Below are 21,661 nucleotides of genomic sequence, written 5' to 3' on the forward strand. Positions count from 1 at the left end.
TCGCGTTTACCCGATCCAAACTGCCGAAGCCGGACACTCCTCGGGAAATCCGCGGGTGGCTGATGGCTGGCAAGAATTGGCGGGCAGGCAGGAAGAGTTCGATTCCGGCAAAGGTGGCGCTTGGCCTGATCGCCGTCGTCACGCCATGCGGCATGGCCCGGTCGGCGTCCAGCGCCTTCGCGCCGTCGACCTATCTTGGTGATCTCGACCCCAATGTGATCTGGGAGCTGCTGATCGGCAGCATGGTCGTCGCGTCGTTCCTCGGCGCGGTCGGGCTCTGGATCCTGTCGGCGTTGCGCAAGGCCAAGCGAGCGCAACTGCGCCGCAACGCCTTCGTCTCGTCAGCCCTTAACCACTTGAACCAGGGCGTGGTGATGACGGATGCGCACGGACGCATCGTCTTCTGCAACGATCGTTATCTCGATATCTACGGCCTGTCCCGCGCCGATATCAGGCGCAACATGACCGGCACCGAACTGCTGGAGCTGCGCCGCAGCTGCGGCGTGCTCGACGTCAGCGCCGAGGATTTTTTTGCGAAGGCAGCGGCGCCCGAGGGGCTGGTTACCGAATTGCCGGATGGCAAATCGGTGCTGGTGAAGTATTTCCCGCTGCCGAACGGCGGCTCGGTCGCGACGCATCTCGATTGCACCGACCAGCGTAAGCTGTCGCGCAAGCTCGCCTCGACCACGCAATTCCTGGAATCGGTGCTCGACAACGTCCCGGTCTGCGTTGCCGCCAAGAACATCGAGGATGGCCGCTACATCTTCGCCAACCGAGCGTTCGAGCGCTTCTCCCGCTTCTCGCGCGAGCATATCGTCGGCAAGCGCGCGGACGAGATGTTCCGTCCGGAGACCGCAGCCAGCATCGAGGCCGCAGATCGCGCGGCAGTGAACGCGCCGGAAGGCTATCACCGCAGCGAATTCTTCGTCGAGCGAGGTTCGGAGAAGCGCATCGTCGCTTCCAATCGTGTCATCGCCCGCAACGAGGCCGGCGAACCGGAATTCCTGATCGCCCTGTTCGAGGACGTCACCGACCGCCGCACGCTGTCGCGCGAGCTCGAGAACAACAAGAAATTCCTTGAGCTCGTGGTCGACAACATCCCGGTCTCGCTGATCGTCGAGCGCGTCAGCGACGGCCGCTATCTCTTGGCCAACCGCAGCGCCGAGACGATCCTCAACCGCCGCCGCGAGGACGCCACGGGCCTCACCGCCGCCGACATCTTCAATCCGCGCGAAGCCAAGCTGATCATCGCCCGCGACGAGGCCGCGATCCGGAAGCGCAGCATGATCGCCGAGGAGCACCCGATCTCGACCAAGGATGGGTTGCGGCTGTTCCTGACCCGCCGCATGACCGTGCTCGACGACAATGGCGAGCCGCAATATCTGATCAAGACCCATGAAGACGTCACCGACCGGCGCCAGACCGAGTCGCGCATGGCGCATATGGCCTATCACGACGGCCTGACTGATCTGCCGAACCGCGCCGCCTTTCTCCAGGCGCTGACGCAGATGATCGAGGCTTGTGCCGGCACCGACGAGGAATTCGCCGTGCTTTGCGTCGACCTCGACGGGCTGAAGGAGATCAATGACGTGTTCGGTCATGCGATGGGCGACAAGGTGTTGATCGAAGTCGCGCAGCGCCTGCAGACGGTGGCACGCGGTGGCGTGGTCGCGCGGCTGTCGGGCGACGAATTCGGCCTCATCATAGACGGCAGGCAGCCTGCGGCCGGCATTGCGCTGGCCGAGCAGGCCGCCGAGGCGTTGGGTCAGGATTTTGCGATCGACGGCAAGTCGGTTCGCACCGGTCTCACCACCGGCATCGCGGTGTTCCCGCACAATGGCTCCGACGCGGCCTCGCTGCTCGCCAATTCGGGCGCGGCGCTGTTTCGCGCCAAGGCGAAGTCGCGCGGCACGATCTCGATTTATGAGCCCGACATGGACCAGCAGATCCGCGACCGCCGGGTGCTGCACCAGGAGCTGTCGGTCGCAATCAAGAACGGCGAATTGTCACTCTACTACCAGCCGCAGGCGGCGGCGGGCGGGAGCGTTGCGGGCAGCGAGATCATCGGCTTCGAGGCGCTGGCGCGCTGGCATCATCCGGTGCGCGGCTTCGTCCCGCCGGGCGATTTCATCCCGCTCGCGGAAGAAAGCGGCCTGATCGTCGAGATGGGCGAATGGATCCTGCGCGAAGCCTGTCGGGAAGCGGCCTCGTGGGCGGTTCCGCTGCAGGTCGCCGTCAACCTGTCGCCGGCGCAGTTCACCCATGGTGACCTCGTCGGCCTGGTCCATTCGATCCTGCTCGAGACCGGGCTGACGCCGGACCGGCTCGAGCTCGAAATCACCGAGGGCGTGCTGATCGAGGATTTCGACCGCGGCCTTTCGTTGCTGCGACGGCTGAAGGCGCTCGGTGTGCGGATCTCGATGGACGATTTCGGCAGCGGCTATTCCTCGCTGAGCTACCTGCAGGCGTTTCCGTTCGACAAGATCAAGATCGACCGCGCCTTCGTCATCAATCTCGGCCGCAATCCGCAATCGGCCGCCATCGTGCGCGCCGTCATCGATCTCGGCCACGGCCTTGAAATGTCGATCGTCGCCGAGGGGGTCGAGACCGAGGCGCAGCTCGGCTTCCTTTCGGAGGAGGGCTGCGACGCGGTGCAGGGCTATCTGATCGGCAGGCCCGCGCCGATCGGCCATTTTGCCGCGCTGGTCGGCGGCAGCCGCCTTGCGGAAGCCGTGCGCAAAGCCGGGTAGGCGGGGTTCGAACCGTCAGACCGGATTGACCGCATGAGCTTGCCATGCGTTGCATGCCCGGCTACACCTCAAGCGACCACAACTTCTAGCCGAGAAAGGAGGGCTGCGTCGTGGTGACATGTCTCGATCGCCACTTCAGGCGTGGCCCCGTCAACGCCCTGCAAATGCGTTTGCAGGGCTGACCGGAAACTCGCGTAACATCTCTTCCTGGTCTGCCCTTCGTGGCTGTGCGGCGCCGAACAGTTGAGTTCGCGCCTGCACTTTAATCCCTCGCCGCGCTTCGACACGCCCATCCGTTGATGGCTGCACGCCCGGATGTCGCGATGGCCGGCCAGACCAGAGAATGATCGTGACCCTTATCAACGTACGTAATCTCGGCGTGACGCTGAACGCGCCGCTGTTCTCCCAACTGAATCTTGTCGTCAATGCCGGCGATCGGATCGGGCTCGTCGCGGCCAACGGCCGCGGCAAATCCACGCTGCTGCGCTGTATCGCGGGAGCGATCGAGCCCAATGAAGGCGAGATCACCAGATCGCGCGGGCTGACCATCGGCCATGTCGCGCAGGACGCGCCGCCGGCGCTGCTGGATACACCGTTCCATGCCGCGGTGCTCGAGGCGCTTTCCAGGGAGCGACAGGCCGGCGAAGGCTGGCGGGTGGACGTTGCCCTGCAATCGCTCGAGGTGCCCGAGGAGCTGTGGCAGAGGCCGCTGAAGCAACTCAGCGGCGGCTGGTTGCGATTTGCCATGCTGGCCCGCGTGCTGGTGACCGAGCCCGATGCGTTGCTGCTCGATGAGCCGACCAACGACCTCGACCTCGCCAAGATCGGCCGGCTCGAAATCTGGTTGAACACATTGCCGCGCGAGATGCCGGTCGTGATTGCAAGCCATGACCGCGCCTTTCTCGATGCGACCACGAACCGGACGCTGTTCCTGCGTCCGGAGCGGTCGCAGCTGTTCGCGTTGCCCTATGCGCGGGCGCGGGCAGCGCTCGACGAGCTCGATGCCTCGGACGAGCGGCGCTATCAAAAGGACATGAAGGCCGTCCGGCAGCTTCGCCAGCAGGCCGCAAAGCTCAACAACCTCGGCATCAACTCCGGCAGCGATCTCCTGCTGTCGAAGACCAAGCAACTGAAGCAGCGTGCCAAGAAGCTCGAGGAGCCGGCGAAGCCCGCGCATCTGGAACGATCGGCCGGAACCATCAGGCTCGCCAATCGTGACATCCACGCCAAGGTCCTGATCAGGTTGAGCGACGCGGCGATCGTCACACCCAACGGACGGCTGCTGTTCAGGACGGGCAAGCAGTTCATCTGCAAGGGCGACCGGATCGCACTGCTGGGTCCGAATGGTGCGGGCAAGACCCGGTTCGTCGCGGCGTTGCGCCAGGCGATCGAAACGGCGGAGGCGGCACCGGCCGAGATCAAGGCCACGGAGTCGCTGGTTACAGGCTATTGCGACCAGGCGCTTGCCCATCTCGCCGATGCCGATACGCCGATGCGCGCGATCGTCAGCCGCTTCGAGGTCGGCGGTCAGCGGGCGCGCGGCTTGCTCGCCGGAATGGGGCTGTCCATCGAGATGCAGGGTCGTTCGATCGGGCGGCTATCGGGCGGCCAGAAGGCTCGTCTCGGCCTGCTCGTGCTGCGGCTCACTCAGCCCAACTTCTATCTGCTCGATGAGCCGACCAATCACCTCGATATCGAGGGCCAGGAGGCGCTGGAGGAGGAATTGATGGAGCGTCAGGCCAGTTGCCTGCTGGTTTCGCACGACCGTCAGTTCGTGCGGACGGTGGCGAACCGGTTCTGGGTGATCGAAGGGAGGAAGCTAATGGAAGTCGACGGGCCGGAGCGCTTCTTTGCGTCGGCCGGTGCAGGCTAGAGCGTCGCCGACGCTATCACCGGCAGCTACGAAAACTGAGCACGGCTACTGCCGTGCGACCTCCTGCGACCATGCGAGGTCACGCCGGGATGGGCGGCGGTGCAGCCGGTCGGAGATCAGATTGGCTGCCTCGGCGGCGGCGCGGTCGGATGCGGTCGTCAGCCGCAGGCCATAGCGGTCGTGGTGCATCGGTTGTCCTCCCGAATTGGAGGCGAAGTCTAGCAGAGACGCGAGGAGCGACAATATTGCGGGAGTTGTCGTGCCAGGCGGTTGAGCCGGTGACGATCCGCCGCTAGCTTGCGCGCTTTGTCGGACCGGCGGAGAATCGGGGAAGGACGTGACATCAAGCGAAGCGAGTGCGGAGCCGGCAAGGCCGCCGCCGGAAGCAGCCGCGCCGGAGATGCCTTTGCTGCGTATCGAAGGCGTTGCCAAGTCGTTCGGCAATTTCCGCGCCGTCGACAAGCTCTCGGTCGACATTCGTGCCGGCGAGTTCTTCGCGCTGCTCGGTCCGAGCGGCTGCGGCAAGACGACGCTGCTGCGCATGCTTGCCGGTTTCGAGACGCCGGACGAGGGCCGTATCCTGCTCGACGGCAAGGACATCGCCCAGGTGCTGCCGCACGAGCGGCCCGTCAACATGATGTTCCAGAACTATGCGCTGTTCCCGCATCTGTCGGTGCTCGACAACATCGCCTTCGGCCTGAAGCGCGCCGGCATGGCGCGCGCCGAGATCGCGACCCGCGTCGCGGAAATGGTCGCTCTCGTCAAGCTCGAGGGCATGGAGAAGCGCAAGCCCGACCAGCTCTCCGGCGGACAGCGGCAGCGCGTGGCGCTGGCGCGCTCGCTGGCGCGCCGCCCGCAGGTGCTGCTGCTCGACGAGCCATTGGCGGCGCTCGACAAGAAGCTGCGCGAGAGCACGCAAAACGAGCTGATGGAGCTGCAGCGCCGGCTCGGCATGACCTTCATCATCGTCACCCACGACCAGGAGGAGGCGATGACGATGGCCGGCCGGATCGGGGTGATGGATGCCGGCCGCCTGGTCCAGGTCGCCACCCCCCGCAATCTCTACGAGGCGCCGGCCTCGCGCTGGATCGCCGAGTTCGTCGGCGACATCAATCTGTTCAGCGGCAAGGTGGTGTCCCGCGAGCCCAGCCGCCTGACTGTCTCGACCTCGGATGCGGGGGCGCTCGCGGTCAGCGAGTTGTGGCCGCCGGTGACCAAGGAGGCCGTCAGCGTCGCGATCCGCCCCGAGAAGGTGAAGCTGTCGCGCCGGGCGCCGGCATCGGACGAGGGCGGCACGCAGGCAATCAATCGGTTGAACGGCGTCGTCACCGACGTCAACTATCTCGGCGGCGTCACGACCTACAGGGTCAGGCTGGAGTCGGGCGCGGTGGTGCGTTCGTCGATGGCCAACACCGCTCGGCTCGATGTCGATGCCTATCTCGCGGGCCAGCGCGTGGTGGCGTGGTTCGCGGCCGACGATTGCCTGGTGCTGGAACAATGAGCGCGCGCCGCATCTTCGCCCGTCCGGCGCGGCTTGCTGCGATCGCGCCCTATTTCTGGATGGTGCTGTTCTTCCTGGTGCCGTTCGGCTTCGTGCTGAAGATCAGCCTGTCGCAGACTGCAATCGCGCAGCCGCCCTATACGCCGGTCTTCGACTTCACCGAGGGCCGCGCCGCGCTGGCGGCCGCTTTCTCGCAATTGTCGTTCGACAATTTCAGACTGCTGGTCTCTGATAACCTCTACATCCTGTCCTATCTGCGCAGCCTCGTCGTCGCGGTGACCTCGACGCTGATCCTGCTGTTGATTGGATACCCGATCGCCTATGGCATGGCCCGGCTGCCGCGGCGCTGGCAGGGCGTGGCGATGATGCTGGTGATCGTGCCGTTCTGGACCTCGTTCCTGATCCGCATCTATGCCTGGATCAACATCCTGCAGCATGACGGCCTGCTCAATCAGGTTCTGCTGGCGTTGCATATCGTCTCGGTGCCGGTGGTGTGGCTGTCGACCGACAGCGCGATGTATCTCGGCATCGTCTATTCCTACCTGCCGTTCATGATCCTGCCGCTCTATGCGACGCTCGCCAAGATGGATGCATCGCTGCTGGAGGCCGCCAGCGATCTCGGCGCCTCGCCGCTTCGGGCGTTCTGGCTGGTGACTTTTCCGCTCTCGCTGCCCGGCGTCGCCGCCGGCGCGCTGCTCTGCTTCATCCCGATCGTCGGCGAGTTCGTGATCCCCGACCTGCTGGCCGGTTCCAATTCCTTGATGATCGGGCAGACGCTGTGGCTGGAGTTCTTCACCAACAAGGACTGGCCGGTGGCATCAGCCGCGGCGGTCGCGCTGCTCCTCCTGCTGGTGCCGCCGCTCGTGCTCTACGATCGCCTGCAACGGCGTCAGCTCGAAGGTCACAGCTGATGGCACATACCGGCACCAGGCTCACGCGTTTCAACATGACGTCGCTGGCGTTGGGGCTCGCGTTCCTCTATCTGCCGATCGTCATCCTGGTGATCTATTCGTTCAACGCCTCGCGGCTGGTTACGGTGTGGGGCGGCTGGTCGCTGCGCTGGTACCACGAGTTCTTCAACGACCGCGCCATGTTGGAGGCAGCCTGGATGAGCCTCGCCGTCGGTGCGGTATCGGCGACGCTCGCCGCCCTGCTCGGCACGCTGGCGGCAATCGGCCTTGCGCGCGGCGAGCGGTTCCGCGGCCGGGCGCTGTTCTCCGGCATGCTGTATTCGCCGCTGGTGATGCCGGAGGTGATCTCCGGCCTGTCGCTGCTCCTGCTGTTCGTGGCGCTGAACGCCGAGCGCGGCTTCTGGACCGTGACCATCGCCCACACCACGCTGACGATGTGCTTCGTCACCGTCGTGGTGGAGTCGCGCCTGACCTCGCTCGACCGCAGCCTGGAGGAGGCCGCGATGGACCTCGGCTGCGATCCGGTGCGGGCGTTCCTGCTGGTGACGTTGCCGCAGATCGTGCCCGCCATCGTCGCGGGCTGGATGCTGGCCTTCATCCTGTCGCTCGACGACGTCGTGATCGCGAGCTTCACCACCGGTCCCGGCTCGGCGACGTTGCCGATCCGGATCTATTCGGAGGTCCGGCTCGGCGTGAAGCCCGAGATCAACGCAATCTGCACACTGGTGATCGCGCTGATCGCCGTGATCATCGTGGTCGCCTCGTTCGCCTCGAAACTGTCGAACGCGCGCGGCGAGAGCGCCGCGCCGCTGTGAGAGCTCACGACTTGACCGCGCCGGCGGTCAGCCCGCCCACCATATAGCGCTTGAAGGCATAGTAGATCGCTGCCGGCGGCAGCGCGTAGATGAAGCCGGTGGTCATCAACAGCTCCCACGGCGAATCGTCCGCGGCGAGGAAGTTGCCGAGCGCGACCGGCAGCGTGATGTCGGTGTCGTTCGACAGCAGCAGGAACGCGTAGAGATATTCGTTCCAGGCGAGCAGGATCGCGTAGGTGCCGATCGCGACCAGCGAGGGCATCATCAGCGGCACGTAAACCAGGCGGAACAGCTGCAGCGTGGTGGCGCCGTCCATGGTCGCGGCTTCATCCAGCTCGACCGGCAGCTTGTCGGAGGCCTGCTTCAAGACCCAGATGGCGTAAGGCGAGGCGATCGTCACCATCGCCAGGATCAGCGACCAGTGATTATTGAGCAGACCGTAATTGCCCATGGTGCGGTACATCGGCACGGCAAGGAACGCGGCCGGAATGAAATAGGTGAACAACGCGAGGTTCATCACGGCGCGGCCGCCCGGCACGCGCAGCCGCGAGATCGAGAACGCGGCGGCGGTCGCGACGAGCAGCGTCAGCGCGCCGGCGGCGAGCGCGATCACGGTCGAATTCCAGAACTGGATCCAGAAGTCGCGCAGGAAATAGTGTTGCTGATGGAACACGATCGAGAAATTATGCAGCGTCGGATGGTCCGGCCACAGCTTGCCGGAGAACGCATCCTCCTTCGGCGAGATCGCGAACACGAACATGTGGTAGATCGGTACCATGGTCCAGATGAAGACCGGGATTCCGATCAGGAGCAACTTGGCTTCGGTGCCGACTTCGCGGAGGGTGGGCAGCTTCATCGCGACAACCGTTTCATCATGAAATAGACCAGCGGCAGCACGAACGGCATCGCGCACACGATCGAGGCCATCGCGAGCGAGAGCTGATCGAGCCTGAGATAGCGGATGCCGAGCGTCGACAGCACGTGGGTGAGATCGGCGGGCCCGCCGCCGGTGAGCAGGTAGACGCTGTTGAAGTCGCCGAGCGTCCAGATCATCGAGAGCAGCGTGCAGGTGATATACAGCGTCTGCATCGACGGCCAGGTGATGTAACGGAATTTCTGCCACCAGCTGGCACCGTCGACGTCGGACGCCTCGTACAGGTCGTGCGAGATCGCGAGCCGTCCGGTCAGCAGGATCAGGGTCCAGAACGGCAGCGATTTCCAGATATGCACGCCGATCGCCATCGCGAGCGCGACCGTCGGATCGTTCAGCCAGTTCGGGCCGTCGTCGCCGGTGAATTTGAAGATGAGCTGGTTGACCATGCCCCATTCGGGATTGAGCATGAAGCGGACCGATAGGATGGTCGGGATCGACGGCACCGCCCAAGGCAGGATGAAGATGACCGACAACCATCTGATCCAGGGACGCTGCTGGGCAAAGAAGCCGGAGAGGAACAGCGCGATCAGCATCTTGATGTTGATGCCGATGACCAGGAAGATCAACGTGTTGACCGCGGCGCGCGCGAAGATCGGATCGTTATAGAGCGCGACATAGCTCGCCGGATGACGCGCCAGCCACAGGCCGTAGCACACCGGATAGAGCACGAAGGCGAGGAACACGAGCAAATAGGGCGTGAGCAGCACGATGCCCCAGACCTGCGGCGGCGACAGCCGTGCCGACAGGGGCGGCGAGGGGGCATCGGATGCAGAGAGTGTAATCGCCATTCGTCTACTCTTTGAGCAAGCCACCGACCGCGCACCGCGATCTGCGATGTCCTTTACCTTGCCCCGCTTGCGGGGAGAAGTCGAAGCCGAAGGCTTCGGATGAGGGGGACAGGACTCTCCGCGAGCTGCACCCGTAGATGGAGCCCCTCACCCCGACCCTCTCCCCGTGAAGAACGGGGAGAGGGAGAGTCATTATCAACCCGCGACCTGCTTGATGCGGGCGATCAGTTCGTCGACGGCCTTGTCCACCGGCACCTTCTCGCTCACCACGCGGTTCATCGCCTTGGCCCAGACGTTCTCATTGTTGAGGATGGTGAACTTCCAGTTCTTGGTGAAATCGAACGGCGCGGTGCCGCCCGTGAACTGGTTGTAGACCGCCTTGCGGTGCCGGTCGGCCTGCCAGAACGGGCTCGCCTGGCTTGCCTTGGTCACCGGGAACCAGCGGCCAAGCGCGCCCTCGATATAGGGACGGACGTTCTCTTCCTGCAGCAGGAACTTGATGAACTCCTTGCCCTCGGCCTTGTTCTTGGCGTTGGCGAAGATCAGGCCGGTCTTGACGTCGGAGCGGTACTTGATCGTCGAGCCGTCCGGCGCCTTCGGGAAGGACGCGGTGATGATGTCCTGCTCATAGGCCTTCTTGCCGGCGGCGCGCTGCTCGGGCGTCAGCGCCGGATTGGTGGAATCCTCGTACCACTTCGCAGCGATCGAGATCGTGAAGTTGTGGGTCATCACGATCGTCTTGTTGTGGAAGGCGACGTTGTTGTCCGGGTCCTTCCAGGTGGTGGAGGAGGGCGGCGTGCAGCCTTTGATGTAGGTGTCGGTGTAATCCTTCAGCGCGTGGATCAGTCCGTCGCGCACCTTGGGATCGTCGACCAGCAGCTTGCCGTCGTCGTCGACCAGCTTGACGTGGTAGGCGTCCATGAAGGTGTAGAACGACTGGAAGGAGTCGGTCGATTCCACGCCCATCGGCTGGCCGACGCCGTAGATGCGCTGCCCGGTCGCCTTGCGGATCGCGGGCTGCACCTTGTTGCACCAGAACGACCAGTAGTCCTCCCACTTGGTCGGAATGTCGGCCTGCTTGAAGCCGGCTTTCTCCAACATGTCACCCCAGATTTGGACGTGCATGCTCTGCTGCTTCAGCGGGAAGCCGTAATAGGCCTTCTTCTTGGCGGCGTCGTTGTAGAGCAGCGCCGTCTCCAGCGTGTTCGGCGCGAACGCATCCTTCATCGGCAACAGGATGTCGGAGAGATCCTCGAGCTTGCCCTCATAGGCCCACTTGCCCTGCGCCTGCACGTCGTAAGAGTCGGAATAGGCGACATCGGGCACGGTGCCGGAATCGAGCGCGGCGACCGTCTTCGGAATCATGTCCTGGATCGCGTATTGCGACAATTCGACCTTGATGCCGGTCTTGGCCTCGAATTTCTTGATCGTCTCGAGCAGTGCGTCGTCTTCGGACTTGTAGAAGCCCTTGCCCCACCAGACGGTGATCGTCTTGCCCTGGGCAAAAGCAGGGGCCGTGGCGGCGAACAGGCCGACCGCAGCGACCGCGAGCGAAAGCGCACCAATAAGCTTGGACCTCACGTTATTATTCTCCCTTTTCACACCGGTTTTAACCGGTTGGGGAAAACACTAGCGCATGCCTGTGACCTGATAAAGATGGCGACGCCGCCAACTTGTGTAGGGGGCGCACGGCGCACGGATGACGTCGCATGGTCGCATCCACGCGGAAAGCGAGCAGCTCGATCAGTTCGACTTTGCATTCTCGGCCGAGGTCGGTGCGCTGGCCGGGGCCGGCGCCGCGGCTTCGGGTGTGCTGGATTTTCCGCCGCCGGTAAAGCGTTCGATCACCGAGCGCACCGCGTCGCGGGTCTTGCGGTCCTTCACCGCATCGAGCAGCGGCGCGGACGCGGGCGAGCGGCGGATCAGGCTTTCCGGATCGGGGAAAATCAGCGGATCGTCCCACGGTCCCTGCACCACGAAGGGCAGGTCGAAACCAGTGCCGCCGCCGGATGCCGCCGTCAGGCTGGCGACGCCCTTCAGATCGTATTCGCGCGCGGGCACCGAGGCCGTGCCGGTCAGCGTGATCCGCGCCGCCGGGCTCTCGACGCGAATGTCCTCGGCGGTCGCGACGCCGTCGGCGAACTTCACCGAGATGTTGAGATTGTCGTAGGGGGTCGTGCCGGAGCGGAAATGGCCGCCGCCCGACAGCGGCCGTCGCTCCAGCCGCTTCAAGAGCTGCTCGACATTGAAGCCCGCGATCGCGCCGTCGTGCCCGGTCAGCGTCGCGGTCCCGTCGAGCGATTGCGCCAGGCCGAACGGGCTCGAGCCGGCCGCCGTCAGCGAGACGTTGAGGTTGCCGCGGCCGGACAGTTTGGTGATGCCAAACAGTTCGCTGGCACAGGCCTGCAGGTCGACATCGTTGAACTGGAATTGCGCCCTGACATCGGCGACCGCATCCGAGCGCGCGATCGCGAACGAGCCCTTGGCGATACCGCCATACATCTGTGCTTCGCCGACGCTGAGCGCGAGCGCGCCGCCGCGCAAATTCGCACCGAACGCGGTGCGGCCGAGCTTGGACGGCCCAACCGTCACCTTCGCCGCCGACAGGCGCATGTCGAGATCGACGCTGGACAGCGACGACAGATCGAACAGCTGCCTGTTCCAGTCGCGCTGGCCGCGGGCGAGCAGACGGAAGGTCGAGATGTAGGGCGTGAAGTCGAGGTTGCCGGCCGCCAGCGTCGCCTGCAGCGTCTGCCGGCCGTTGTTGGAGTAGGTCATCACGCCTTCGGCGACATTGCCGTCGAGCTCGACATTGACATTGGTGAGGGCGACCGAGCCGCCGACCACATTGGTGCGCGCCTTCAGCGCGAAGCGGCCGAAGCCACCTCCGCCGCCGGGCGGCGCCTGACCCATCCAGCGCAGCGCATTGCGCAGCGACGGACTGTCCATGGTGGTGATGCCTTCCATCATCAGGCTGGTGCGGTTGCCGACTGTTCCGTCGAATGCAACCTTCAGCGGCGCGCTGGCAAGCCGCGCCTTGAGGCCGGAGCGGTCACCCGACAGCAGCGCGGCGAAATCGCTGGCGCTGATCGAACCGTCGACGCGCTGGCCGCGCCAGTCGAACTGGCCGGTTGCGGCAAAGGAGCGCGAGATCGAGGGCCAGGCCAGCGACAAATCGATATCACCGAGTTGCTCCGACACATGATTGGTCGCGTCCTCGTAGTTCAGCTCGCCGTCCTGGATGCGGATCTCGGAAAACGACACCTGGTTCTCCGAGCCCGGCGTCATCGCCTTCGCGATGGTCTCGACGAACGGGGTCCAGTTGCTCTCGCCTGTCGCGGCGTCGCGCACCACGTGGATATGCGGACGGAGCATCATGACGTCGGCAATCTCGAACCGCTGCAGCAGCAGGGGGAGCAGGCGCAGATTCGCGGTCAGCACGTCGACCTGCAAGGCGGGGTCGATGGTGGTGGCGCCCTTCAGCCCGACATTGTGGAAGGAGACATAGCTGCCGGGAAATATCGAGACATCAATATTGCCGTTGACGACCAGTTCGAGCCCGGTGACGGCGCGGATCTGCGCCTCCACCGCGCGTTGCAACGCGTCCCGGTTGAGGAACCACGATGTTCCGGCCAGGGCGATCAGCGCCAGGCCAAGCAACGCCGCAATCGGCATCCCCAGGCGCTTTATTCCTTGGGCCATCGTCAATGACATGTCCGGTCGGGTTGGAGGTTGTCAGGTCGTCGTCGGAACATTGCGGGCTGTGCCAGCATGCCCGTGCCAACCCACGCAACCTGAAGGGTTTTCTTGTCGCTTTCAAGGCCATCCGGATGTCGCAGGCCGCCTCCCATAGTCGCAATGGGCCGCGATTGACGCATTGCGAAGATTTCGCCTAATAATCCGGTTTGTCACAGCCGTTAGCCCTCCATCAGGTATTCATTGCATGAACAAGGTCTATCCCGACGCGAAATCGGCCCTCGATGGTCTTCTCAAGGACGGCATGATGATCATGTCGGGCGGCTTCGGCCTTTGCGGCATCGCCGAGACCCTGTCGGATGCGATTCGTGACTCCGGCGTGAAGGGCCTGACGGTCGTCTCCAACAATGCTGGCGTCGACGGTATCGGCTTGAGCCGGCTGCTGGAAACGCGCCAGATCAAGAAGATGATCTCGTCCTATGTCGGCGAGAACAAGCTGTTCGCCCAGCAATATCTTGCCGGCGAGCTCGAGCTCGAGTTCAACCCGCAGGGCACGCTCGCCGAGCGCATCCGCGCCGGCGGCGCCGGAATTCCGGCCTTCTACACCAAGACTGGCGTCGGCACGCTGATCGCCGAAGGCAAGGAGGTGAAGGAATTCGACGGCGAGAAGTACCTGATGGAGCGCGGCCTGTTTGCCGACCTCGCTATCGTCCACGCCTGGATGGGCGATACCGCCGGCAACCTGATCTATCGCAAGACCGCGCGCAACTTTAACCCGATGATGGCGACCGCAGCGAAGGTCACCGTCGCCGAGGTCGAGCACTTGGTGCCGGCGGGCCAGCTCAATCCCGATCATATCCATACCCCCGGCATTTTCGTGAAGCGCATCGTCGAGGTCGGCACCGCCAAGAAGCGCATCGAGTTCCGCAACACAAGGCCGCGCCCCACGGCGGCTGCAACCGGAGAAGAAGTCTGATGGCCTGGACCCGCGAACAGATGGCGGCGCGCGCGGCCAAGGAGCTGCGCGACGGCTATTACGTCAATCTCGGCATCGGCATCCCGACGCTGGTTTCCAACTTCATCCCGGAGGGGATGGACGTCAGCCTGCAGAGCGAGAACGGCATGCTCGGCATGGGCCCGTTCCCCTATGAGGACGAGGTCGATCCCGATCTCATCAACGCCGGCAAGCAGACGGTCAGCGAACTGCCCTCGACCAGCTATTTCTCCTCGGCGGATTCGTTCGGGATGGTGCGTGGCGGTCATATCGATCTCTCGATTCTCGGCGCCATGCAGGTCGCGCAGAACGGCGACCTCGCCAACTGGATGATCCCCGGCAAGATGGTGAAGGGCATGGGCGGCGCCATGGATCTCGTCGCCGGCGTCAAGCGCGTCGTTGTCGTGATGGAGCACTCCGCCAAGGACGGCCCGAAGCTGCTCAAACAGTGCAGCCTGCCGCTGACCGGCGAGCGCGTGGTCGACATGGTCGTGACCGATCTCGCCGTGTTCACCATTGACAAGCACGGCAAGGACGGCATGGCGTTGATCGAGCTCGCCGATGGCGTCACGCTCGAGGAGGTCAAGGCCAAGACCGAGGCCGACTTCCGCGTCGCGCTGAAGAACACCTGAGATGATCGGAGCGGGACGGTCGACGATCCGTCCCGCTCGATCCGGCGACGCAGCCTTCATCGCTCGTATCGCTCTGGCCCCGCAGCGCGGCCCGCTGCCGCGCGGCTGGTGTGGCATCGCGCTCGATCTCGCCGCATACACCACTGTCGTCCCTGCGAAAGCAGGGACCCATACGCCGTGGCCTGCGTTGTGAGCGGGGCTCCTCGTTCGTCGTCCTGGCGAAGGGATCTTGGCCCAGCGTCGCGCAACAATGAGCATTTGGGGTAATGGGTCCCGGCTTTCACCGGGACGACACCGAGCGTGTTGCATTGCTTGTGAGTCATGCGCTCGCATCCTCGCGGCGCGTTTTGCCCGAGCTTTGCTTTATTTCCCGCCCTCTTATCAATCAGAGGGCGCAGGGAAAGCCGGGTGCCGATCGCACCCATGGGCCCGGTGCAACAAAAAAGCACCGGGGGTAGGACCACAGGTGAAACCGGAAAACACTCCGGCTTTCCCTGCGCGATGGTTTACGGCTTACTTCGTGCTCTCCCCGGCGAGACTTGGCTTTTTTGTCACCGTCGTCAGCAAGACGCGTTCCGCGTCTTGCGAGGAGACACCTGCCACTGGGGCGTCGAGACCACACGACTTCGCCGTCCGCTTCATGCGCATTCGTCAGTTGCGCAACTAGCGTCCACCGCATCTCACGCCGCGTTCGTGACGATCGCGATCCGCCCCTCGTGTCGGGTGAGACGGGGCGATTCATACACTCAGTTGCGTTTCTGGAAAACAGAAATATTTCTGCCGCGAGGGCTTGCGCCGTCGGGCAAATCAGTGCCAAGGGGCGCGGGTCTCTATCCCGCGTCTTTCCGGGGCACGCCGCTCGGCGCGAGCCCGGAATGACGAAGGGTCAGCGGCCAAGATCCGCCGCGATGGTGGTGCCGCCGCTGATCATTGCGACGAGGTCGAGATCGCGCGGATGAAGGCGGCGATCGTAGAAAAGATCTGATTGTTCGGGGCAGTGGCGACACATTGCCGCTCGCCAACCACGTAATACCAACGGCCCCCGGATTTGACTCACATTTGGGATTTCCAAATCAGTGAGTTTCTGAATCGATGTTGCTGCGTAGACAGGAGCAATATCGATGGGGGCAGCGGTAGCGATTACGCGGCTTGATTTGACCGCGGGCGAGCTTCGGAAGGCGGCGCGCAGAGAGAAGAATAGTACGGTAGCGCGGCGGATATTGGCGCTTGCGCTTGTGCTGGAGGGCGCGGACCGCAAGAAGGCAGCCGAAAGTTGCGGGATGGATCGTCAGACCCTGCGGGACTGGGTGCATCGTTATAACGCCGAAGGCTTGGCGGGACTGCGGTCGCGCAAACCGACGGGACCGCGGTCGCGGCTGACGACAGAGCAGCAGGCCGAATTGGCCGCGTTGGTCGAGGCCGGTCCCGATCCTGAGCAGCATGGGGTCGTACGTTGGCGGCGGGTGGATTTGCGCGACGAGCTTGAGCGGCGGTTTGGCGTCAAACTGCACGAACGTTCGGTCGGCAAGGTTCTGGCCAAGCTCGGGTACCGCCGGCTCTCGGTGCGGCCGCGCCATCCGCAAGCCGATGAAGCGGCTCAGGAAGCGTTCAAAAAAACTTTGCTACGACCCTCACGACAACGCTCCCCGCTCACGCCCAAGGCAAGCCGATCGAAATCTGGTTCCAGGACGAGGCGCGGATCGGCCAGCAGGGCACGCTGACACGCGTGTGGGCCAAGCGTGGCTCACGGCCTCGCGCGCCGCGCGATCGACGTTACGATTGGGCTTATCTCTTCGGTGCCGCCTGTCCTCAACGGGGCGTCGCCGCGGGTCTTGTCATGCCGACGGCAAATGCAGAGGCGACGTCACTGCATTTGGAGGCAATCAGCCGCAAAGTTGCACCCGACGCACATGCCGTTCTCGTCTTCGACGGCGCCGGCTATCACAGTGCCGGCACCGTCCGAGCTCCGGAAAATATCACTCTGTTACAGCTGCCGCCTTATGCGCCCGAGCTCAATCCGATTGAAAACGTCTGGCAGTACCTGCGCGCCAACAAGCTCGCCATCACCGTCTTCGACGACTACGACGATATCGTCGCCAAGACCTGCGAAGCCTGGAACTTCTTCGCAAATGATCCAGGTCGCATCGCCTCAATCACAAGCCGCACTTGGGCAACAGTCAATCCTTAGGGCCATTGGTATAAGGTGAGCACCCTGGTCAGGCTCCCTCCCCCGCAAGGGGGGAGGGAGCCCTTCCGCCGGTGCCTGCCTCACGCGCGAGGCATCATGCGTGCAATGATCACGCCCGCGCGGTTGCGTGCGAAAACACCACTTCGATCAGCGTGCCGGAGCGGCCGCCGGTCCGGATCTGGAATTTGGCGCGGTTGGCTTCGACCAGCGCCTTGGTCAGCGACAGGCTGACGCCGCCGGAGCCGGTGTGATCGGACGGCGTCGGCGCGCGGAACGGCTCCAGCGCGGCGGCGACCTCGTTGTCGTTGAGGCTCTGCCCGGTGTCGCGCACCCGCAGCATCACCTCGCCGAAATCGGACAGCGTGGTCGAGACGATCACCTGGCCGCCGGCATTGGCGAGATGGATCGAGCTGCCGATCAGGTTCAGCGTGATCTGGCGCAGTGCGCGGGCATCGGCGACCACGGGCGGCAGCGTGTGCGCCAGCGAGGTGCGGATGATGATGCGCTCGCGGTTGGCTTGCGGCTGCATCACCGCGACGCAGCTCTCCACCATCTCGTTGAGGTTCTGGTCGGAGAAGGCGAGATCGAGCTTGCCGGTCTCGATCCGCGAAAGATCGAGCAGGTCGTTGACGATCGCGATCACCCGCTCGCCGGAGGCGCGGATGTCCTTCATGTATTCGACATAGCGCTCGTTGCCGAGCGCGCCGAAACGCTCGCCGATCATCACCTCGGCAAAGCCGATGATGGCGTTGAGCGGCGTACGCAGCTCGTGGCTGATCCGCGCCAGCATGTCGGATTTGCCGTTCGCCGCGCGCTCGGTAAGCCGCCGTGCTTCGCGCAATTCGCTCTCGCTCTTCTTGGCCTGCGTGAGGTCGCGGAACACCGCGAAGAAGTTCGGGCCGTCGGCGCGGGTGCGGCCCATCGTCACCGACAGCGGAATCACGCCGCCCTGGCGCACCTGGCCGAGCGTCTCGCGGCCGTGATCGAGCAGGCTAGCGACGCCGGCCGATTTCAGGCTGGCGAGATACTGGAAGATCTCGTGCCGGCTCTCCGGCGCGAACAGGTCGGCGAGATTGTGCCTGATGAAGTCCTCGCCCTCATAGCCGAACAGCGCTTCCGCGCTGCGGTTGCAGGAATGAATGTTGCCCTCGGCATCGAACATGATGATGCCTTCGGCCGCGGTGTCGAGGATCGCGCCGAGTTCCTCGGCATCGGCCTGGCCGGCCTGCGGCAGCGCAGGCTCGACGATCGGTGCGAGGGCCGCATCCTGCACCGACAGTGCCGCGGCGATTGCCGCGTCCTCGTCATGCGTGCGCGAGAAGATCAGCGCCAGCGCGGAGTCGTCGTCCCAGGAGATCGTGTGCAGCCGCGCGTCCGCGGAGACCGACTGCGCGTCGTGACCGGCGTTCTGATTTGCCGAGATCGTCACCGGAGTGCCGGTGCCTGAGGTGCTGCTGGCTTGCGAGACGCCTGGCTCGACATAGAGCGCATCGAGCCCGCCGGCGGCTTCCAGCGCGTGCAGGCTGTCGTAGCCCATGCGCGCGAGGAACGCGGCGTTGGCATAGAGCAGGCGGTCGAGCCGGTAGATCAGGATGCCGACCGGCAACAGGTCGAGCAGCGCCCGGTCGCGTCTGGATTCGGCACGCGGCGGCGGCTCGGCCTGCGCCAGCCATTCGGCCTTCGGGCTCTCCGCGTGGTCGTCGCGCGGCGGTTCGCTCGCAGGCGGTGGCTCGGTGGCCGGCGGCTGCTCGGCAATCGTCTCGTCCTCGTGCCGTTCGGTCGTGGCGGTCAGGCCCGCTTCGCTCTCCAGTCGCGCCGACAATTGGCGGGCGAGTTCGTTGAAGGCGTTGTTCTCGACCGGCGTCAGCGACGGCGGCCGGGTGTCACCGGCGAGGCGGAACGGCACCACATTCGGAGACGTCTCGTCACGCATATCCTGGCGCGTATCCTGGGTCGTTTCCACGGCGGGTTCCAGATCGGCTTGGTGTGAAGTCTCGGATACTGTCGGTTCGGTCACGTCCTCGGTCGGTGGTGCAGTGTCGGTGTCCGGCGGCGGCTCCGCGACAGGCGGAGGATTTTCAGGCGCCGGCCCGGGCGGCATCTCTGCGCGAGCCTGCGCGGCGCTCGCCGATAGTGGTTGCGGCGCGGTCGGGCCGCTGAAGAACTCATAGCGGCGCAATGCGGCGAGTCGCGCAAGCCCGTCGAGGTCGCGACACACACCAAAGCCGCGATAGCCGGCGAACGTCCTGTTGCGGTCGAACACCGGCAGGCCGGACAACTCGACCGGCAGGCGGCCGCCGCCGTCGACTGGCCAGCTCAGCGTGATGCCGCTCCAGGTGCTGTGCGTGGCGAACGCCTTCATGACGCGGCCTTCGGGATCGATCCCGAAGATCTCGGCGATCTCACTCCACAGCCGGCCGAAGCCGGCCGCGGTGTGGATGCCGATCAGCCGGGTGAATTCGTCCGAGCCGAGCGAGAAGCGGCCCTCATGATCCATCTGCCACATGAAGCGTAGCGGATGCCGGCGCGTGCCGGGCACGGGCTCGTCGAGCCAGGACGGTGTCTTGGCGGGCGCGAGCGCCGCGGGCGGCGGCTCGGCTGATGGCATTGGGGCCGGCGCATCCGTGGCCATGGCAGGCGAGGGGACCGGGGCGACCGGCGGTGCCGATGCCTCCGGGACCGGTGTGCTTGGGTCGTTCGCAACGTCGGGCCAGGCCTCGAGCGGCGGCGCCTCGGCTTCCGCTTCGGCCGTCACCGCCATCAGCGCCTCGGTCAGCGATGGCTCGACCACGGCGGCTTCGTCCGCCGCGGCGTCGCGATGCGTGACGGGGGTCTCGATGGGCGCGGGTTCTGCGTGCGCTTCTGCTCCGGTGGTTGCCGTTGTCTCGACGAATGCGGATGGCGGCGCGTCGACGATCGGCTCGGCGGGTTCTTCCGCGGGCGTTTCCTGTGGCACCTCCAGCGCGTCGAACAGGGTGAAGATGGCCGCGGGCCCGTCGGCCGGTGCAGGCGCTCCGTCATTCGCAACGACGTGTTCATCGGCGGGAGGCGCCGGCGGCTGTTCCATCGCTAGGGAGTTTTCGGGCGCGGCCGGTGGCGGTGCTGCTGTCTCCGATGCTGGTGTTTCCGCTGCGGCCGTGTCCTGCACTGCGGCTTCGGGCGCAACCGGCGGTGGAGGCTTCGGCGGTGCGGCCAGATGCGGGGCCGGCTTGATCAGCGCGACCAGCGCGGTGTCGGCGCCGCGGCCGATCCGCTGCAGCACGACGCGGCCGATCCCGACGCTTACGGCCGCGCGGCCCTGCTTCAGGGCATCGCTGCGCGCGGCATCGAGGCCGGGTTCGGAGAGATCGTGAAGTCCGAGCAGCGGACGCGCCGCCTCGTTGGCGCCGATCAGCAGGCCATCGCCGCTGAAGGCCGCGGCCGGCCGGTCGGCGATCCCCTGCACCAGGCGCTGCAGCCGTTCGGCCAGCGGCATCACGCGGCCGGCGGCATTGACCGCGGCGACCAGCACGCCATGGCTGCCGTCGGGCCGGTCGATCCGGGCGCAGCCGCAGGTCGCGAGCATTCCGGGCGCCGCCCCGAAGCCGCGCAGCCGCTCCAGCCGGACCGCCCCGTTTGCCGCGAGGCTGCGGCTGAGCCGGGCGACCTGCCGGCGATGCGGATCGGCCGGGCCGAAGACGCGCTTCGCCAGATCGCTGCCGCTGGCGGCAGCGAATATCTTTACGCCGACGGGATTGGCCCAAAGGATCCGCGCGCCATCGGCCGACCACAGCCATGCGGGTTGGGCGCTTGCCGCGTGATCCGCTAGCCTGTGATCGCTGAGCGCTTGGATCTGGAATTCCGCGTCAATCATCACGCAAGATTTGACCGCATGGGGGTTAGCTTCTTTTCCTTGATCGCCCGAAATACCGGCGGCCAGGGAATGACAGCCTTAACGGATCGTTAGTATCGCAAGCGGGCGGCGGCAGGTCCACGACTGTGCCTGATGTGCCACGTCAAAGGCGGGATAACGTTAACTCGCCTGAACGATCCCCAGCAGTTTTGCGTTGTCGAAAATCGCCGCGACCCGCCCGCCGGAACCAGCGGCACCGCGTCACATCTGCGACGCAGCATCGCGATCGAGATTCGCATGGGCCGATCGAGCGCAGCGGCGAGAGCCAAGACCAAGCCAACAGGAGCGCGACCATGAGCGACAACGGGCGTGAGCAATTCGAGATCCCCAAGGACATGCGATCGATGGCGGAAGCGAGCTTCGAGCAGGCACGCAAGGCGTTCGAGCAATTCGTCTCGAGCGCGCAGGCGACCGCTGGCACGATCGAGGAGCGCAACGCCACCGTGCGCGCCAGCGCCAAGGACATTTCCGCCAAGGCGTTCGCCTACGCCGAAAAGAACGTGCAGGACTCGCTAAACTACGCGGAGTCGCTGCTCAAGGCCAAGGACCTGACCGAGATCATGAAGCTGCATGGCGATTACGTGCAGAGCCAGATGCGCGGGCTCGCCGACCAGGCCAACGAGATGGGCCAGATCATCAGCCACGCCGCGGTAGAGGCGGTGAAGCCGAGGAACTGAGCCTGCGCAC

Annotated in this window: 15 protein-coding genes; 9 read left to right on the forward strand and 6 right to left on the reverse strand. The window is 65.0% G+C overall.

The window, feature by feature from the left end; genetic code table 11:
• Positions 1-62 precede the first annotated feature (62 nt).
• Both MTX23_RS04725 and MTX23_RS04730 read left to right on the forward strand, forming a co-directional pair.
• Entirely contained in the window at positions 63-2,750 is a 2,688-nt protein-coding gene (locus tag MTX23_RS04725; protein ID WP_280975471.1) for an EAL domain-containing protein, read from the forward strand.
• Between the two features lie 343 nt (positions 2,751-3,093).
• Complete coding sequence (locus MTX23_RS04730) at positions 3,094-4,623, forward strand: ABC-F family ATP-binding cassette domain-containing protein (RefSeq protein WP_280975472.1); 1,530 nt, start codon at positions 3,094-3,096, stop codon at positions 4,621-4,623.
• 45 nt (positions 4,624-4,668) lie between these two features.
• Here the strand turns inward: MTX23_RS04730 and MTX23_RS04735 are convergent, their stop codons facing one another.
• Complete coding sequence (locus MTX23_RS04735) at positions 4,669-4,812, reverse strand: hypothetical protein (RefSeq protein ID WP_280975473.1); 144 nt, start codon at positions 4,810-4,812, stop codon at positions 4,669-4,671.
• A gap of 211 nt (positions 4,813-5,023) precedes the next feature.
• Between MTX23_RS04735 and MTX23_RS04740 the strand changes: the two genes are divergently transcribed.
• Genes MTX23_RS04740 through MTX23_RS04750 form a run of 3 tightly spaced genes read left to right on the forward strand, consistent with a single transcriptional unit; the run spans position 5,024 to position 7,850 of the window.
• Entirely contained in the window at positions 5,024-6,124 is a 1,101-nt protein-coding gene (locus MTX23_RS04740; protein WP_280977973.1) for an ABC transporter ATP-binding protein, read from the forward strand.
• Positions 6,121-7,035, forward strand: coding sequence for an ABC transporter permease subunit (locus MTX23_RS04745; protein ID WP_280975474.1), 915 nt, complete (start codon positions 6,121-6,123; stop codon positions 7,033-7,035). The genes MTX23_RS04740 and MTX23_RS04745 overlap by 4 nt, the downstream gene beginning before the upstream one ends.
• The gene (locus MTX23_RS04750; RefSeq protein ID WP_280975475.1) at positions 7,035-7,850 is read left to right on the forward strand and encodes an ABC transporter permease; all 816 of its coding nucleotides are present in this window, start codon (positions 7,035-7,037) and stop codon (positions 7,848-7,850) included. The genes MTX23_RS04745 and MTX23_RS04750 overlap by 1 nt, the downstream gene beginning before the upstream one ends.
• Before the next feature lie 4 nt (positions 7,851-7,854).
• Here the strand turns inward: MTX23_RS04750 and MTX23_RS04755 are convergent, their stop codons facing one another.
• The 4 genes from MTX23_RS04755 to MTX23_RS04770 form a co-directional block, all read right to left on the reverse strand.
• On the reverse strand, positions 7,855-8,706 hold the full coding sequence (locus MTX23_RS04755; RefSeq protein ID WP_280975476.1) for a carbohydrate ABC transporter permease: 852 nt from the start codon (positions 8,704-8,706) through the stop codon (positions 7,855-7,857).
• A complete protein-coding gene (locus MTX23_RS04760) occupies positions 8,703-9,572 on the reverse strand; it encodes a sugar ABC transporter permease (protein WP_280975478.1) in 870 nt (289 codons plus the stop codon). The genes MTX23_RS04755 and MTX23_RS04760 overlap by 4 nt, the downstream gene beginning before the upstream one ends.
• Before the next feature lie 195 nt (positions 9,573-9,767).
• On the reverse strand, positions 9,768-11,153 hold the full coding sequence (locus tag MTX23_RS04765) for an ABC transporter substrate-binding protein (protein ID WP_280975479.1): 1,386 nt from the start codon (positions 11,151-11,153) through the stop codon (positions 9,768-9,770).
• A gap of 162 nt (positions 11,154-11,315) precedes the next feature.
• Positions 11,316-13,274, reverse strand: coding sequence for an AsmA family protein (locus MTX23_RS04770; protein ID WP_280975480.1), 1,959 nt, complete (start codon positions 13,272-13,274; stop codon positions 11,316-11,318).
• A gap of 241 nt (positions 13,275-13,515) precedes the next feature.
• Here MTX23_RS04770 and MTX23_RS04775 point away from each other — a divergent pair, with 241 nt between their 5' ends.
• The 3 genes from MTX23_RS04775 (at position 13,516) to MTX23_RS04785 (ending at position 17,082) form a co-directional block, all read left to right on the forward strand.
• Positions 13,516-14,244 carry a CoA transferase subunit A gene (locus tag MTX23_RS04775; protein WP_280975481.1) on the forward strand — a complete coding sequence of 243 codons (729 nt, stop codon included), beginning with the start codon at positions 13,516-13,518 and terminating at the stop codon, positions 14,242-14,244.
• Complete coding sequence (locus MTX23_RS04780; RefSeq protein WP_280975483.1) at positions 14,244-14,894, forward strand: CoA transferase subunit B; 651 nt, start codon at positions 14,244-14,246, stop codon at positions 14,892-14,894. Before MTX23_RS04775 ends, MTX23_RS04780 begins: the two co-directional genes overlap by 1 nt.
• A 1,121-nt stretch (positions 14,895-16,015) precedes the next feature.
• Positions 16,016-17,082, forward strand: a protein-coding gene (locus MTX23_RS04785; protein ID WP_280971795.1) for an IS630 family transposase whose coding sequence is annotated in 2 segments (ribosomal slippage) — positions 16,016-16,502 and positions 16,502-17,082 — 1,068 coding nt in all. Because the reading frame shifts where the segments join, the coding sequence is not laid out codon by codon here.
• Positions 17,083-17,191: 109 nt separating this feature from the next.
• On the opposite strand, the gene MTX23_RS04790 is transcribed toward MTX23_RS04785, so the two are convergent.
• Positions 17,192-20,935 (reverse strand): PAS domain-containing protein, encoded by a 3,744-nt coding sequence (locus tag MTX23_RS04790; RefSeq protein WP_280975484.1) that lies wholly within the window; start codon positions 20,933-20,935, stop codon positions 17,192-17,194.
• Between the two features lie 332 nt (positions 20,936-21,267).
• On the opposite strand from MTX23_RS04790, the gene MTX23_RS04795 reads away from it, so the two are divergent.
• Positions 21,268-21,651 (forward strand): phasin family protein, encoded by a 384-nt coding sequence (locus MTX23_RS04795; protein WP_280975485.1) that lies wholly within the window; start codon positions 21,268-21,270, stop codon positions 21,649-21,651.
• Positions 21,652-21,661 lie beyond the last annotated feature (10 nt).

It is taken from the genome of Bradyrhizobium sp. ISRA436 (assembly GCF_029910015.1).
Classification (GTDB): Bacteria; Pseudomonadota; Alphaproteobacteria; order Rhizobiales; family Xanthobacteraceae; genus Bradyrhizobium.

Bases quoted from the DNA above. Each gene is read 5' to 3' on its own strand.
- MTX23_RS04730 (WP_280975472.1), top strand. From the start codon at position 3,094: ATGATCGTGACCCTTATCAACGTACGTAATCTCGGCGTGACGCTGAAC.
- MTX23_RS04780 (WP_280975483.1), top strand. From the start codon at position 14,244: ATGGCCTGGACCCGCGAACAGATGGCGGCGCGCGCGGCCAAGGAGCTG.
- MTX23_RS04740 (WP_280977973.1), top strand. From the start codon at position 5,024: ATGCCTTTGCTGCGTATCGAAGGCGTTGCCAAGTCGTTCGGCAATTTC.
- MTX23_RS04770 (WP_280975480.1), bottom strand. From the start codon at position 13,274: ATGGCCCAAGGAATAAAGCGCCTGGGGATGCCGATTGCGGCGTTGCTT.
- MTX23_RS04750 (WP_280975475.1), top strand. From the start codon at position 7,035: ATGGCACATACCGGCACCAGGCTCACGCGTTTCAACATGACGTCGCTG.
- MTX23_RS04745 (WP_280975474.1), top strand. From the start codon at position 6,121: ATGAGCGCGCGCCGCATCTTCGCCCGTCCGGCGCGGCTTGCTGCGATC.
- MTX23_RS04725 (WP_280975471.1), top strand. From the start codon at position 63: ATGGCTGGCAAGAATTGGCGGGCAGGCAGGAAGAGTTCGATTCCGGCA.
- MTX23_RS04735 (WP_280975473.1), bottom strand. From the start codon at position 4,812: ATGCACCACGACCGCTATGGCCTGCGGCTGACGACCGCATCCGACCGC.
- MTX23_RS04775 (WP_280975481.1), top strand. From the start codon at position 13,516: ATGAACAAGGTCTATCCCGACGCGAAATCGGCCCTCGATGGTCTTCTC.
- MTX23_RS04795 (WP_280975485.1), top strand. From the start codon at position 21,268: ATGAGCGACAACGGGCGTGAGCAATTCGAGATCCCCAAGGACATGCGA.
- MTX23_RS04755 (WP_280975476.1), bottom strand. From the start codon at position 8,706: ATGAAGCTGCCCACCCTCCGCGAAGTCGGCACCGAAGCCAAGTTGCTC.
- MTX23_RS04760 (WP_280975478.1), bottom strand. From the start codon at position 9,572: ATGGCGATTACACTCTCTGCATCCGATGCCCCCTCGCCGCCCCTGTCG.
- MTX23_RS04790 (WP_280975484.1), bottom strand. From the start codon at position 20,935: ATGATTGACGCGGAATTCCAGATCCAAGCGCTCAGCGATCACAGGCTA.